We start from the raw sequence: 14,541 nt of genomic DNA, 5'->3' as shown, positions 1-14,541 counted from the left end.
CAGAAAGCCTGAGTCAGTAATGATTCAGGCTTTCGTCGTTTTTATCTCGTCAAAAAATCAGCGCAGAATAAACGGGTCGGCATCCTGCCAGGCCGGAAACGTCTCCCGATACGCTTTCAGCGCACTCAAAGAAAGTTCCGCGTCAATGCGAGTAGCCTGATGGGCTTCCGCTGTCGCAATGATTTCTCCTTGCGGGCTAATAACCCGACTGTCGCCACGATAGTGATGCCCGTTGCCGTCGGTGCCGACGCGGTTACATCCAGCCACCCAGACCTGATTTTCAATCGCGCGAGCCGCCAGCAACGTCTGCCAGTGCTGAGAACGAGGCGCCGGCCAGTTGGCGACATACAGCGCCAGATCATAATCATTCAAATTGCGTGACCATACCGGAAACCGCAGGTCATAACAGACCTGTGGGAGAATGCGCCACCCGCGCCATTCCACGATCACGCGGCGGTTGCCTGGCTGGTAATGATGATGTTCGTCAGCCATTCGAAACAGGTGGCGTTTATCATAAAAGTGCACGTTACCTTCTGGCTCGACCAGTAAAAAACGGTTCACCGCGCCACGTTCTGTCTGAAGCGCGGCGCTACCGGCAATCAGAGCGTTCGTTCGCTGCGCCTGTTTTTGCATCCATGAAATCATCTCCTCCTGAGTGGGCGCTTCTCTGGCAGCCTCCATCGCAAACCCTGTGGTGAACATTTCGGGTAAGACGATGATATCGCGACCGGTCACCCGTTCCAGTAAAAGATCAAAGTGGCGCAAGTTGGCCGGGCCATCCAGCCAGACCAGCGGTTGTTGCAGTAGCGTAATTTTCAAACCAGTCACGGCGTTCAGCTCCATAAGTACAAGGCTACTTTTCACTTTAACACCTTTTCAACCCGTTGCACTTTTGCAGAATACTTCGATTAATTCAGCCATTATCGAAATAGCAGATTTATATTTAGCATTGCTACACTCTTTTTAACGATTTTAATTTATTGAAGGAAAGCCCGAGAAGAAAAAAATAAAAAAGAGAGTGTTAAGGTGACTAGCGTGAATGAACGTGTAAGTTGCATTTTTACTTGCCAGACAACGACGCTGTATTACGTCGACGCCTGGGCTGTAGACATTCTGATATTGATTAAGGATATAATGAATATATTAGGTGTTTTATATTGTTATGAGTGATGCAAAATGAATAACAGTTGTGCAAATTTTATTTGTGCTGTACTTTATTTTCTATGAATAAAAGTTCAAGGGACGCAATTGTGAATATTTCACCATCTTCCAATAATTGGAGTGAATATATTCAATATTTATATCTGGCAATCATACGTACGTAAAAAAAAGTAACTTATCATTCGCTTGATGTTAAATAGTTTCGTGAAAAGCGTAATCAATGTGAGGTTGGTATGTCTTACAGAGTGGTGATGCGAACTGATATTACACTATTTTATTGTCTAAAAACTATTGAAATCAATTTGTTAATTGAAGTTCGGTGTCTTATTTGTTTTTTTGAGTTAATCCTTAAAAATAATACGTGTGCATTTGTTAGGTTAATGAAGGTGTTGTTGAGTTGTTTCTTTAAATATAAACAGAGTAGTAAATAAAACGTCAGGATTGATATCTTCATTATGTCAATAAGTCATTGGGAGTATTTTAATTCTGAGTTTTATTAGTATTCGGTTTTTTAATGATTGTGTCCAGGTCAAAAAGACATTGCAGGGGGGAGTATGCTGGCGTTTTCTTTGCTATTCGCTATTGTATGTGAATTTATTGCGCTTTTATCATCCGTTAAAGCTAACGGTGATATGACATCAGCAGCCACGTTGATTTCTGTTTTTACATCAATGGGTTCGATATTATCCATAACATTCGCTGTTGTGTTGCTATTGTTTAGAAAGAAGAAAAATGTTGACCCTTCAGTACAAATAACTCGGCCTTCATATTTAATCTTTATGGAAAAATTAAGACTTATTACTGCACTAATGGCATTTATTTTAGTGAATCTCAGTCTCATTGCAAAAGTTATAATAGGAAATTAAAAGAACAGAGTCTGACAACTGTACAATTCTTTCGTTCTCGATGGTGAAGAGTTTACGGAAAGTACGAATTGGGGTAGATAGGTTTATGGCCTACAGATAATTGGCATGCAGGTCACGGCGGAGGTGAAGACGGACAGCAGAACATTGTTAAGCTATCTGTTGAGTCCGGTATTAGAAGCTCTGGACGAGGTGGGTAAACAACGTTAATACAGCCTCCAATAAGAAAGCCGGAGGCTCGCAGGCGCTCCGGCTTTTGCTATTATCGCTTACGCGGCTTCGACTTTACGCACTTTCTCTGGCAGCTTTACCGGCTTTGTCGCCAGCTCCTCGGGTTCAAAATCGTCCACATTGATGCTGCGCAGTCGGCTTTCTTCCGCTTTGACCAGAATCGCTGCTTCGTCCTTATCAATGAGCCCTTTGGCCAGCGCATTTTGCGCCAGTTCATCCAGACGGGTGAACGGCAGGTTTTTGCCAATCTCTTTGCAAATACGCTGATGAATAGGGTCGGCGGCCATCACATCCAGCAGCGCTTCTTCCAGTAATCCCACCGGGTTATGCTCGCTCGGCGTCAGATACTGTCCACGGCCGATACGGTCACGGGTGGCGCTCGGTACCTGCAATATCTTCGCGACTTTATGATCCAGCTTATCGGAAGGGGCCAGGTAGTGACGACCGGTCGGGAAGATCACCACGTTCAGCAGGCCAGCCACCAGGCGGTTCGGAAAGTTCTGCAGCAGATCGTCGATTGCCTGTTCCGCTTTATACAGCGCATCCTGCACACCCCAGTGAACCAGCGGCAGGTCCGCTTCATGACGGCCTTCGTCGTCGTAACGTTTCAGAACCGCAGAGGCCAGATACAGCTGGCTCAGTACATCACCCAGACGAGCAGATATGCGCTCGCGGCGTTTGAGACTTCCGCCCAGCACAGCCATCGACACGTCAGAGAGTAGCGCCAGGTTCGCGCTCAGGCGGTTAAGATGCTGATAATAACGCTTCGTCGCATCGCGGGTGGGCGTTTGGCTGGTTAAACCACGCGTCAGACCCAACCAGAAGCTGCGCACTTTGTTGCTGCCGACGTGGCCGATATGTTTAAACAGCAGTTTGTCGAACGCATTCACATCGTTATTCTGTGCGGCCGCCATCTCTTCGAGGACATACGGATGGCAGCGAATTGCCCCCTGACCGAAGATCATCATGCTACGGGTCAGAATGTTCGCGCCTTCCACGGTGATGGCGATCGGCGCGCCCTGATAGGCCCGCGCCAGGAAATTACCTTCGCCCAGCATAATGCCCTTGCCACCGGTGATATCCATCGCGTCAATAATTGACTGCTGACCACGATGAGTACAGTGATACTTGACGATTGCCGACAGCACTGCCGGTTTCTCACCGAGCATAATACCGTAGGTGATGAGGGACGCAGCGGCATCCATCACGTAGGCATTACCGGCAATGCGTGCCAGCGGTTCTTCAATCCCTTCCATTTTACCGATAGAGATTTTGAACTGACGACGAATGTGGGCATAAGCACCGGTAGCCATCGCAACGGATTTTACGCCGCCGGTCGAGTTAGACGGCAGGGTAATCCCGCGGCCCACCGACAGACATTCCACCAGCATACGCCAGCCCTGACCGGCCATTTTCGGGCCGCCGATGATGTAATCGATCGGAACAAATACATCGTTACCGCGAGTCGGACCGTTCTGGAACGGGACGTTCAGCGGGAAGTGACGACGACCAATTTCCACGCCTGGCGTCGAGGTTGGGATTAACGCACAGGTGATCCCCAGTTCTTCTTCGCCGCCCAGCAGCTTATCCGGGTCAGAAAGTTTAAATGCCAGTCCCAGGACGGTGGCGATAGGCGCGAGGGTGATATAACGCTTGTTCCAGGTCAAACGCATCCCCAGCACCTGCTGGCCTTGCCATTCGCCCATACAAACAATACCGGTATCCGGAATGGCGCCCGCATCAGAACCCGCTTCCGGGCTGGTCAGCGCAAAGCAAGGGATCTCCTGACCACGCGCCAGACGAGGCAGGTAATGGTCTTTCTGCTCTTGTGTACCGTAATGTTGCAGCAGCTCGCCTGGGCCTAAGGAGTTCGGCACGCCCACGGTAATCGCCAGGATCCCGGAGACGCCAGAAAGTTTTTGCAGCACGCGAGACTGGGCGTAAGCGGAGAATTCCAGCCCGCCGTACTCTTTCTTAATGATCATCGCGAAGAAGCGATGTTCTTTCAGGAACGCCCACAGTTCCGGCGGGAGATCGGCCAGCTCGTGGGTGATCTGGAAGTCGTTCGCCATGCGGCACGCTTCTTCCACCGGGCCGTCGATGAACGCCTGCTCTTCGGCGGTCAGACGCGGCTGCGGATAGTTGTGCAGTTTTTTCCAGTCCGGATTGCCCTGAAACAGATCGCCTTCCCACCAGGTGGTACCGGCATCAATCGCTTCTTTCTCCGTACGTGACATCGGCGGCATCACCTTACGAAAGCCACGGAACACCGGCGCGGAGATCATCGATTTACGCATCGGCGTCACATTGAACGGGACGAGGAGAATGGCCAGCGGAACCAGCAGCCAGATATTCCACAGTCCGGCCACGCCAAGCGCGGCCGTCCATGCGAGCAGAATCAGGCTGCTGAGGAACAGGCTCACGCGGTGATAAAACAGCGCGCCGAGCAGAACAATCGTAGCGAGAATACTCAAAATCATCATAACGAAAAGCTCCCTTGCTTGTAGGAGGTCTGACCACTTGTGATGATATGGTTGTAGTGGATGTGAATTCTTTTAGCAATGTGTTTACAAAATAATTACAACAAAGCTCACATTGTTGCCGATTTCTGCGGCACGAAAAATCAAAAGCCGTCGCCATTGATGTGGCTTATGCTTCTCGCTGCCAGTGCTATCCGGTACACTGCATCCTGTCATTTACATTCATGCTGAAGGATATCCTCATGTACCAGGATCTTATTCGTAACGAACTGAACGAAGCGGCGGAAACGCTGGCGAATTTTTTAAAAGATGATGCCAATATTCACGCCATTCAGCGCGCGGCGGTCCTGCTGGCAGACAGTTTTAAAGCAGGAGGTAAGGTACTGTCCTGCGGTAACGGCGGCTCTCATTGTGACGCCATGCACTTTGCCGAAGAACTGACCGGGCGTTATCGCGAAAACCGTCCGGGCTATCCGGCCATTGCGATTTCCGACGTTAGCCACATCTCCTGCGTCAGCAATGATTTCGGTTACGACTACGTCTTTTCCCGTTATGTGGAAGCGGTAGGGCGCGAAGGCGATGTGCTGTTAGGCATCTCAACCTCCGGCAATTCGGGTAACGTGATCAAAGCCATCGCCGCGGCACGCAAGAAGGGAATGAAGGTCATCACCCTGACCGGTAAAGACGGCGGCAAAATGGCCGGTACTGCCGATATCGAAATCCGCGTTCCGCATTTCGGCTATGCTGACCGTATTCAGGAAATTCATATTAAAGTGATTCATATCCTGATTCAGTTGATCGAAAAAGAGATGGTTAAGTAAGTCTTCGCCGGGGGTTTTGCGCCCCCGCAGTTGTGGAGGTGATGTATGTGCGAACTGCTCGGGATGAGCGCCAATGTGCCTACCGATATCTGCTTTAGTTTTACCGGGCTGGTTCAGCGTGGAGGGGGAACCGGACCGCACAAAGACGGCTGGGGCATCACCTTCTATGAAGGCAAAGGCTGCCGGACGTTCAAAGATCCGCAACCCAGCTTTAACTCCCCCATCGCCAGACTGGTACAGGACTACCCGATCAAATCCTGTTCCGTGATTGCCCATATTCGCCAGGCGAACCGGGGCGAAGTGGCGCTGGAGAACACCCATCCCTTCACGCGTGAACTGTGGGGCCGCCACTGGACCTACGCGCACAATGGTCAGCTTTCGGGCTATAAAACGCTGGAAACCGGCAATTTTCGCCCGGTGGGTGAAACCGACAGCGAAAAGGCATTCTGCTGGTTGCTGCACAAACTCACTCAGCGCTACCCGCGCACGCCTGGCAACATGGCGGCGGTGTTCAGGTATATCGCAACGCTGGCGGGCGTACTGCGTGAGAAAGGGGTCTTTAACATGCTGTTGTCAGATGGTCGTTATGTGATGGCATTCTGCTCAACGAATCTGTTCTGGATCACGCGCCGTGCACCGTTTGGCGTCGCCACGTTGCTCGATCAGGATGTGGAGATAGATTTTCAGAAAGAGACCACACCGAACGATGTGGTCACCGTCATTGCCACGCAACCACTGACAGGCAACGAAACCTGGCAAAAGATTATGCCAGGCGAGTGGGCGTTATTTTGTCTCGGGGAGCGTGTAGTTTGACGCCAGCTGCGGCTGAACCACTTCATGACTCAACGGTTTGCTGACGACATAGCGGCCATCGACAACCGACACGGTCGGTGGCTTGCGGGTCTGCTCGAAATAATCGTATCCCGGTTTTAACTGCGACCAGAACTCTTTGTAATACGAATACTTGTGACGCTGCATATTGGCATCGGTCATGCGGAAGGGATAAATACTGACCTGCACACTCGACTGACCAAAGACCAACGCACCGGTGACAAACTGGAAAATCTCATCAATGCCGCTGTCGGTCATGGCGTAACAGCCAACCGAGACGCAGGCACCGTGAATCATCAGATATTTGCCTTCATAACCATGAGCACGGTCATAGGCGTTGGGGAAGCCAATATTAATGGCTTTATAAAAGCGGCTGTCAGGTTTGAGCTGGCTACGCTGGACGTTATAAAAACCTTCAGGACTTTTAAAATCGCCCTGGCGTTGTTTTGGACCTAATCCGCCGGAGTAATTACAAATTTTGTAGCTGTCGAGAAGTTGATACTGTTCGCCCATCTTGACGTAGAGATCGAGCGTGCGCTCTTCCTTGAAGATCTGAATATAGACCGGCGATCCCATCAATTGTTGCTTATACTCTTTGCTGATGGGGGTTGTGGAGCTATTGCTACTCAGCAAGCCGGCGAATGACACGCACGGGATCAAAAGCATCGCAATAAATAATGCGATTTTACGCATACTGCTTGTTCCTTGATAAAACGATTACCCACGCCAGAACGGCAAAAATAAGATCCCCAAATCGGACTAATCTGGATTTGGAACGCTCACATTAACACCACGACAGTTTTTCGCAAGCCCCTCGTGGTGCGTTTACAATTTATACAGAACGTTAGCGACACTGGCTGTCAGAACCGGCCCGATTTTGTCCATTTCCGCAGAACGGATGTCAGGCTCGTTGCCAGGGGCCTGGCGGATACAATTCACTGATAATAAACCATTAATTTTTTAATTATTGATTATTAAGCCTGGTCAGTTCCTCGCCTGGTTAAACTGTCGCCTCACTGTTTATTTAGGTTATGTTTTTTTATGTTTTTATCAGGTGCTCCGCGCGCCATTCTGCCGGGGCTACTCTCGTTATGTCTCCTTTATTCACCGTTATCTGCAGCCGTCTCTTCACATCAGACGTTTAGCTATGCCGCGACGTTGCGGATGCATAACCGTGAACGTCTGCTCAGTAAATATCAGGCGAAGCGCAGAAGGCAGGCGCATTACATTGTTTCCGGAACCCCGCAGAGCAAGAGAGCGTTGCGCCAGCACAACCGTGAGTTGCTTGAACAGCATCCAGAATGGTTCCCGGGGCCGCTGCGCGCGGACAACCACCGCTGGCAGGAACTGGCAGAAAATAAGGCGTTCCTCACTAGCGACCATTTGCAGAACATCACGGAAGTGGCGATTCATCGCCTTGAGGCGCAACTGGGGAAACCGTACGTATGGGGAGGCGTCAATCCGGATCGCGGATTCGACTGTAGTGGGCTGGTTTTCTACGCCTACAATAAAATCCTGGCGGCCAAATTACCGCGCACGGCAAATGAAATGTATCATTACCGTCGGGCAACCATTGTCGCTAACCGTGACCTGCGCCGTGGCGATCTGCTGTTCTTCCATATACACAGTCAGGATATCGCCGACCATATGGGTGTTTATCTGGGGGATGGACAGTTTATCCAGTCCCCGCGTACGGGCGAAACCATCCGGGTGAGCCAATTGACCGATCCGTTCTGGCAGGATCACTTCCTCGGCGCACGCCGGATCCTCAAGGAAAATACCATCATCTAACAGGCAAGCAGCAGCAGGATGATGAAGACAAGCATCATCGTGCCTGCCAGCAACAGATCGACGGGTTCGATGAGCGCGACGTGCGCGGGCATCGCGTCATCTGTTGATTGCGTTTCATTATGTTGTTGCAACTCTTGCTGGCGTACAAACTCCCGGTATGTGCGCCAGTACAATCTGGCGTCATCATGCTGAGCGTCGTTTTCTGAAGGGGATGGGATATTCTGTTGAATGGTCACTCATCAATCCTTTAACTTGAGCAGGCATTTGAAATGCAACCTCCTTGTCGCGTCATCTTTATAAAGCGGCAGAAAAAACGCCGACTTAAACAGCCGGGTAATTATTTAACTCAGTGCCCCCATAATTTTCAGCTCCAGTTCATCTGCCACTTCGTTATAAGACAGAACGTTCAGACCCGGCGCGAAGAGTCGGGCATAGCGCGCCAGCAGCGGACGTAGCGACGGCGCGACCAGCAGCACCGGCTCTTTGCCTGCGGCTTTCATCTGCTCCTTAATTTGCGGCATATTGCTCTGGAACTGATTGAGCATGTTCGGATCCACCGGCACGCTATCGAGCATCACCTTACCGCTCTGCTGCGCCTGATTCACCACGTTAGAAAGCAGGTTTTCCAGTTCGTTATTCAGCGTATAGACCGCCAGTTCCTGCTTGCGGACAAACGGGTGCGTAATGCTGCGACGCAGCGCAAGGCGGATATCAGCGACCAGAAGAATGGGATCTTTCGTTACGCTGCTGCTGGCAACCAGCACGGTGGCGATAGTCACAATGTCGCGCAGTGATACGCCTTCAGTCAGCAGCGCCCGATACACTTTCAGCAACTGGCTGTAGTTGAGCGCGGCGCTGAGATCTTCCGCCAGGCGCGGTGCCATTGACGAGAGACGGTTATGCAGCTGCGTAATGTCATCATAATTAAACAGATCGGGAATGTAGCTGCGCACCACCTTATTCACATGCGTGGCAATCACGCTGGCGCTGTCGATCACCTGATACCCCATATTCAACGCTTTCGCCTTCTGCGCTGACTGGATCCAGGTCACCGGCATCCCGTACGCCGGGTCATTACCCAGAATGCCATCTATCTCGCCGTAAGTTTCGCTGGAAGGCAGCGCCATCAGGCGGTCAGAGGGAATATCGGCTTCATCGGCCTTAATCCCGTTGATATAGATCGCGTACTGGCTGGGCTTTAACCTGAAATTTTCACGAATGCGAATTTCCGGCAGCAGCACGCCGTTGGTATCGGAGATCACCTGGCGCACGCCACGGATACGCTGGGTCAGCGGATTGCCTTTTGATTTATCCACCAGTGAGACCAGCTTATACCCCAGGCTCAGGCTGATTGGCTCAATCAGCGGGATGGTTTCCCAGGTAATCTGCTGCTCGGTCGTTTCGACGATTGTTTTCGTCAGCGTTTCGAGGTTTTTCTCTTCAGCCTCAGCGGCTTTCGGACGTTTACTCATCCGCCAGGCGGTGAAGCCCAGCAGGCCGCTGAACGCGAGGAACGGGAAATGTGGCATTCCCGGCACCACTGCCAGTACAAACATAATGCTGGTGGCGGTATACAACACCGATGGGTTGGCCAGTAACTGTGCGCGAACATCGGTGGCGATATCGCCATTGTCACTGACGCGGGTCACGATGATCGCGGCGGCGGTAGAGAGCAGAAGAGAAGGGATCTGCGCCACCAGACCGTCACCGATGGTCATCAGTACGTACTGCTGGAATGCCGCTTCGGCACTGAGATTGTATTTAAAAATCCCGATGCACACGCCGCCGATCAGGTTGATCGCCAGAATCATCATCCCGGCGATGGCGTCGCCGCGCACGAACTTCGAGGCCCCGTCCATCGCGCCATAGAAATCGGCTTCGCCGGCGACGTCCTTACGTCGCGTCTGCGCCTGCTGCTGGTTGATAAGCCCGGCATTCAGGTCGGCGTCGATCGCCATCTGTTTGCCTGGCATCGCATCAAGGGTAAAGCGGGCGGACACTTCGGAGATACGTTCAGCGCCTTTGGTGACGACGATGAAGTTGATTGTGAACAGCGTCAGTAAATCCGATCGAGAAAACATTGTGGCGGCGTTGCATGGCCAGTCGATCTTTAATGGCGGGGGCTTAACGGCGCTGAATAAAATTGGTCAAAAGCCGATTACCGCGATGGCAAGCAGGAGTAGCACCCCGCGTAATAAGTCCACCACCGAGGAAACGAACTCAGCAAAAGAACGGATAAAAGTGAGTGAGGCAACCGAAAGAAAAGCGCGTGATGTGAATGAGAAAACGGCGCTGCTGAAAAGAAAATCCGCATCAGAATTAGGTGAATTGGCCACCAGTATTAATACTGTTGCGCGAAATGCGCACATGGAAACTAACCTGGAAATGGAGATAGTGCCCCAGGGGTTACGTGTGCTGATTAAAGACGACCAAAACCGCAGTATGTTTGAGCGTGGCAGTGCACGGATCATGCCGTTCTTTAAATCGCTTCTGGTTGAGCTGGCGCCGGTTTTTGACTCGCTGGACAATAAGATCATTATTACCGGGCATACGGATGCCATGGGTTATAAAAATAATATTTATAACAACTGGAACCTGTCGGGGGACAGAGCGTTATCCGCACGTCGCGTACTGGAAGAAGCGGGGATGCCGGAGGATAAAGTGATGCAGGTTAGTGCGATGGCTGACCAGATGCTGCTGGATACCAATAATCCGGAAAGCGCAGGAAACCGACGCATCGAAATCATGATTCTGACCCAGAGCGCAGCCGATACTTTGTATCAATATTTTGGTCAACATGGTGAAAAAGTGGTTCAACCGTTAGTGGAGAAACTGGATAAAAAACAGCACCTCGCTGCATTACATCGCAACCCGATGCCACAGTAGTCACGACGCTGGAATTCGTCGCGTTGTTCGGTGAGCGATCGCTTCCCATTTATTGATTTCACTGTATACTTAAACAGTGTTTCGGGAGGTGGGTGATGCGTAAAATCATACATGTTGATATGGACTGTTTTTTCGCCGCGGTTGAGATGCGGGACAACCCGGCGTTGCGCGACATCCCTATTGCCATTGGCGGCAGCCGTGAGCGCAGAGGCGTTATCAGCACCGCCAACTATCCCGCCCGTAAATTTGGCGTGCGCAGCGCGATGCCGACCGGTATGGCGCTGAAACTGTGTCCGCACCTCACGTTATTACCGGGCCGTTATGAGGCCTACAAAGAAGCCTCCCGCCAAATCCAGTCCATTTTCGCCCGCTATACCTCATTAATTGAGCCGCTGTCACTGGACGAGGCGTATCTGGACGTCACGGACAGTACACACTGTTATGGGTCAGCCACGCTTATCGCTCAGGAAATACGCCAGACGATTTTCAACGAGCTGCAACTTACCGCCTCGGCGGGCGTGGCGCCGGTGAAGTTTCTGGCCAAAATCGCCTCCGATCTGAATAAACCCAACGGACAGTATGTCATTACGCCGGATGATGTGCCGGCGTTCCTCAGTACGTTGCCGCTGGGGAAAATTCCCGGCGTCGGTAAAGTGTCTGCGGCAAAACTGGAAAGCATGGGGCTACGCACCTGCGGTGATGTCCAGCAGTGCGATTTGGCGACATTACTTAAGCGCTTCGGTAAGTTTGGGCGGGTATTGTGGGAGCGAAGCCAGGGAATCGACGAACGGGATGTCAATAATGAACGCTTACGCAAATCGGTCGGCGTGGAACGCACCATGGCGGAAGATATTCATCAGTGGTCTGACTGTGAGGCGATCATTGAGCAGTTATATCCGGAACTCGAACGGCGACTGGCGAAAGTCAAACCCGATTTATGCATTGCTCGCCAGGGGGTAAAGCTCAAGTTCAATGACTTTCAGCAAACCACCCAGGAACACGTCTGGCCGAAGCTGAATAAAGAAGACCTGATTTCTACTGCGCATAAAACCTGGGATGAGCGGCGGGCAGGGCGGGGGGTAAGGCTGGTGGGGCTGCACGTAACGCTACTCGATCCGCAACTGGAACGGCAGTTATTGCTGGGGTTATAAAGAGCAAAATGCCGGATAAGGCGCAACGCGCCGCCATCCGGCATTTTTATAGCACGACAGCCGTAACTTACTTCGTCGGAATCGCTTTCAGCAGTTCGGTCAGAAGCGTCCAGTAATGACTGACGCTTTCGATATGCACCTGCTCATCCGGTGAGTGTGGACCGGTAATGGTTGGCCCGATAGAGACCATATCCATATCCGGGTACGGTTTCTTAAACAGACCGCACTCCAGACCCGCGTGGATAATCTGGATGTTCGGCGTCTTGTTGAACAGACGCTGATAGGTTTCGCGCACCAGATGCATCACCGGTGAGTTCGCATCCGGCTGCCAGCCAGGGTAGCTCCCTTTCGCTTCGGTTTTCGCGCCTGCCAGTTTCCCCAGCGAATCCAGCATGCTAACGACATAGTCTTTACCGGTGTCGATCAGCGAACGGATCAGGCAATGGATTTCGACGTTGTCGTCGGTCATGGTGACGACGCCCACGTTCAGTGAGGTTTCAACCACGCCTTTTGCGACGTCGGAATTGCGGATCACACCGTTCGGCGTGGCGTTCAGCAGACGGATAAAGCCATCGCGAGATTGTGCGGTCAGTGCGGCTTTATCGCTCGCGGCGCTCTCCAGCAGAACCACCAGGTTTTTCTCTTTTTCAGCCAGTTCGTTTTTCAGAATGTCCTGATAAGCGTTAACCCGCGCTTTCAGAGCCTCTACGTTGTCTGCCGCAACGGCAACGGTCGCAAAGGCTTCACGTGGAATTGCGTTACGCAGCGTACCGCCGTTGAAATCGACCAGACGCAGATCCAACTCTTCAGCATGACCGGCCAGGAAACGAACCAGCAGTTTGTTCGCGTTGCCAAGACCAACGTGGATTTCGCCACCGGAGTGACCGCCTTTCAGCCCTTTCAGCGTCAGCTTAAAGGTCTGGAAACCTGCCGGAACGGCTTCGCGGGTCAGCGGCAGGTTAGAGGTGAAGTCGATCCCTCCTGCGCAACCCATGTAGATCTCACCTTCTTCTTCCGAGTCGGTGTTGATCAGAATATCCGCCTGCAGCCAGTTGGCCTGCAGACCAAATGCACCGTCCATCCCCGCTTCTTCGGTCATGGTCAGCAGCACTTCCAGCGGTCCGTGAACGACGCTGTCGTCAGCCAGAACCGCTAATGCGGAAGCCATCCCGATGCCGTTATCGGCGCCCAGTGTGGTACCACGCGCTTTCACCCATTCGCCATCAATATAAGGCTGGATCGGATCTTTGGTGAAATCGTGCACAGTGTCGTTGTTTTTCTGCGGCACCATGTCCAGGTGCGCCTGCAGAACCACCGGTTTACGGTTTTCCATTCCTGCACTGGCCGGTTTGCGAATCAGGATATTCCCTACCTGGTCGCGCTCGACGTGGAAACCTTTCTCGTTTGCCCAGCCGATGATGTGCTCAGCGAGTTGCTCTTCATGATAGGACGGGTGAGGAATTGAACAGATTTTTGCAAAAATATCCCACAGCGGTTGCGGGGAGAGTTGAGATAGTTCAGACACGATAATTCTCCTTGTATACCCGTCATACTTTAGGTGGTATTCAGGGTATAGATGCGCTGCAAACAGGCTTGCAGGTCACAGGGTTAGCAGGTTAATTATTACCACAAGTCTGGCTTGCGAGATGCGCTTGAGAATACCACTTTCTGCGCCCGCTGCGAGTATAAAGCACGTAAAAAGAGGGCCCGATTCCGCGAAACACTGGTTTTTGGTGGCTCAGATCTCTATAATCTCGCGCAACCTATTTCCCCCTCGAACACTTTTTAAGCCGTAGATAAACAGGCTGGGACACTTCACATGAGCGAAAAATACGTCGTCACCTGGGACATGCTGCAGATCCATGCACGCAAACTGGCAAACCGCCTGATGCCTTCAGAACAGTGGAAAGGCATCATTGCCGTTAGTCGTGGTGGTCTGGTGCCGGGCGCATTGCTGGCACGTGAACTGGGCATTCGTCATGTCGATACCGTATGCATTTCCAGCTACGATCACGACAACCAGCGTGAACTGAAAGTTCTGAAACGCGCTGAAGGCGATGGTGAAGGCTTTATCGTCATCGACGATCTGGTGGATACCGGTGGTACCGCCGTGGCTATCCGTGAAATGTACCCAAAAGCGCACTTTGTCACTATCTTCGCGAAACCGGCGGGTCGTCCGTTAGTCGATGATTACGTGATTGATATCCCGCAGGATACCTGGATTGAGCAGCCGTGGGACATGGGCGTGACCTTCGTTCCGCCGATTTCTGGCCGCTAATCTCTGACTTTTTCAACGCCTGGCACAGCCGGGCGTTGTTCTATTTAG

12 protein-coding genes and 1 pseudogene are annotated in these 14,541 nt (G+C 51.8%); 7 read left to right on the top strand and 6 right to left on the bottom strand.

Features of this window, described 5'->3' with window-relative positions; genetic code table 11:
- Window positions 1-57 precede the first annotated feature (57 nt).
- Window positions 58-828, bottom strand: coding sequence for an amidohydrolase (locus AOY24_RS21610; RefSeq protein ID WP_043001721.1), 771 nt, complete (start codon window positions 826-828; stop codon window positions 58-60).
- A gap of 887 nt (window positions 829-1,715) precedes the next feature.
- Between AOY24_RS21610 and AOY24_RS21605 the strand changes: the two genes are divergently transcribed.
- The gene (locus AOY24_RS21605; protein ID WP_042997832.1) at window positions 1,716-2,027 is read left to right on the top strand and encodes a hypothetical protein; all 312 of its coding nucleotides are present in this window, start codon (window positions 1,716-1,718) and stop codon (window positions 2,025-2,027) included.
- Window positions 2,028-2,293: 266 nt separating this feature from the next.
- On the opposite strand, the gene fadE is transcribed toward AOY24_RS21605, so the two are convergent.
- The gene (gene fadE / locus AOY24_RS21600) at window positions 2,294-4,738 is read right to left on the bottom strand and encodes an acyl-CoA dehydrogenase FadE (RefSeq protein ID WP_042997831.1); all 2,445 of its coding nucleotides are present in this window, start codon (window positions 4,736-4,738) and stop codon (window positions 2,294-2,296) included.
- Window positions 4,739-4,977: 239 nt separating this feature from the next.
- Between fadE and lpcA the strand changes: the two genes are divergently transcribed.
- On the top strand, window positions 4,978-5,556 hold the full coding sequence (lpcA, locus tag AOY24_RS21595) for a D-sedoheptulose 7-phosphate isomerase (RefSeq protein WP_042997830.1): 579 nt from the start codon (window positions 4,978-4,980) through the stop codon (window positions 5,554-5,556).
- A gap of 45 nt (window positions 5,557-5,601) precedes the next feature.
- Complete coding sequence (locus AOY24_RS21590) at window positions 5,602-6,369, top strand: class II glutamine amidotransferase (protein WP_042997829.1); 768 nt, start codon at window positions 5,602-5,604, stop codon at window positions 6,367-6,369.
- Here AOY24_RS21590 and dpaA read toward each other — a convergent pair.
- On the bottom strand, window positions 6,340-7,080 hold the full coding sequence (dpaA, locus tag AOY24_RS21585; protein ID WP_042997828.1) for a peptidoglycan meso-diaminopimelic acid protein amidase: 741 nt from the start codon (window positions 7,078-7,080) through the stop codon (window positions 6,340-6,342). The genes AOY24_RS21590 and dpaA overlap by 30 nt on opposite strands.
- Window positions 7,081-7,428: 348 nt before the next feature.
- Here dpaA and AOY24_RS21580 point away from each other — a divergent pair, with 348 nt between their 5' ends.
- Window positions 7,429-8,178, top strand: coding sequence for a C40 family peptidase (locus tag AOY24_RS21580; protein ID WP_071888436.1), 750 nt, complete (start codon window positions 7,429-7,431; stop codon window positions 8,176-8,178).
- Here the strand turns inward: AOY24_RS21580 and AOY24_RS21575 are convergent.
- Window positions 8,175-8,414: a hypothetical protein gene (locus AOY24_RS21575; RefSeq protein WP_042997826.1), complete on the bottom strand. Its 240-nt coding sequence runs from the start codon at window positions 8,412-8,414 to the stop codon at window positions 8,175-8,177. The genes AOY24_RS21580 and AOY24_RS21575 overlap by 4 nt on opposite strands.
- 105 nt (window positions 8,415-8,519) lie before the next feature.
- Window positions 8,520-10,238: pseudogene (locus tag AOY24_RS21570) on the bottom strand (flagellar biosynthesis protein FlhA); the annotation flags it as partial.
- Here AOY24_RS21570 and lafU point away from each other — a divergent pair.
- Window positions 10,204-11,064 carry a putative lateral flagellar export/assembly protein LafU gene (gene lafU, locus AOY24_RS21565; protein WP_161215644.1) on the top strand — a complete coding sequence of 287 codons (861 nt, stop codon included), beginning with the start codon at window positions 10,204-10,206 and terminating at the stop codon, window positions 11,062-11,064. The pseudogene AOY24_RS21570 and the gene lafU sit on opposite strands and share 35 nt — an antisense overlap.
- Window positions 11,065-11,159: 95 nt before the next feature.
- Window positions 11,160-12,215, top strand: coding sequence for a DNA polymerase IV (dinB, locus tag AOY24_RS21560; protein WP_042997823.1), 1,056 nt, complete (start codon window positions 11,160-11,162; stop codon window positions 12,213-12,215).
- Window positions 12,216-12,282: 67 nt separating this feature from the next.
- Here the strand turns inward: dinB and pepD are convergent, their stop codons facing one another.
- A complete protein-coding gene (pepD, locus tag AOY24_RS21555) occupies window positions 12,283-13,740 on the bottom strand; it encodes a cytosol nonspecific dipeptidase (protein WP_042997822.1) in 1,458 nt (485 codons plus the stop codon).
- 294 nt (window positions 13,741-14,034) lie between these two features.
- On the opposite strand from pepD, the gene gpt reads away from it, so the two are divergent.
- A complete protein-coding gene (gene gpt, locus AOY24_RS21550; protein ID WP_042997821.1) occupies window positions 14,035-14,493 on the top strand; it encodes a xanthine phosphoribosyltransferase in 459 nt (152 codons plus the stop codon).
- The last annotated feature ends 48 nt before the right edge of the window (window positions 14,494-14,541 follow it).

The sequence above is a fragment of the Citrobacter sp. CtB7.12 genome (assembly GCF_001297795.1).
In the GTDB taxonomy this organism is placed as follows: domain Bacteria; phylum Pseudomonadota; class Gammaproteobacteria; order Enterobacterales; family Enterobacteriaceae; genus Citrobacter_A; species Citrobacter_A amalonaticus.
This window is presented reverse-complemented; position numbering and strand designations above follow the sequence as displayed.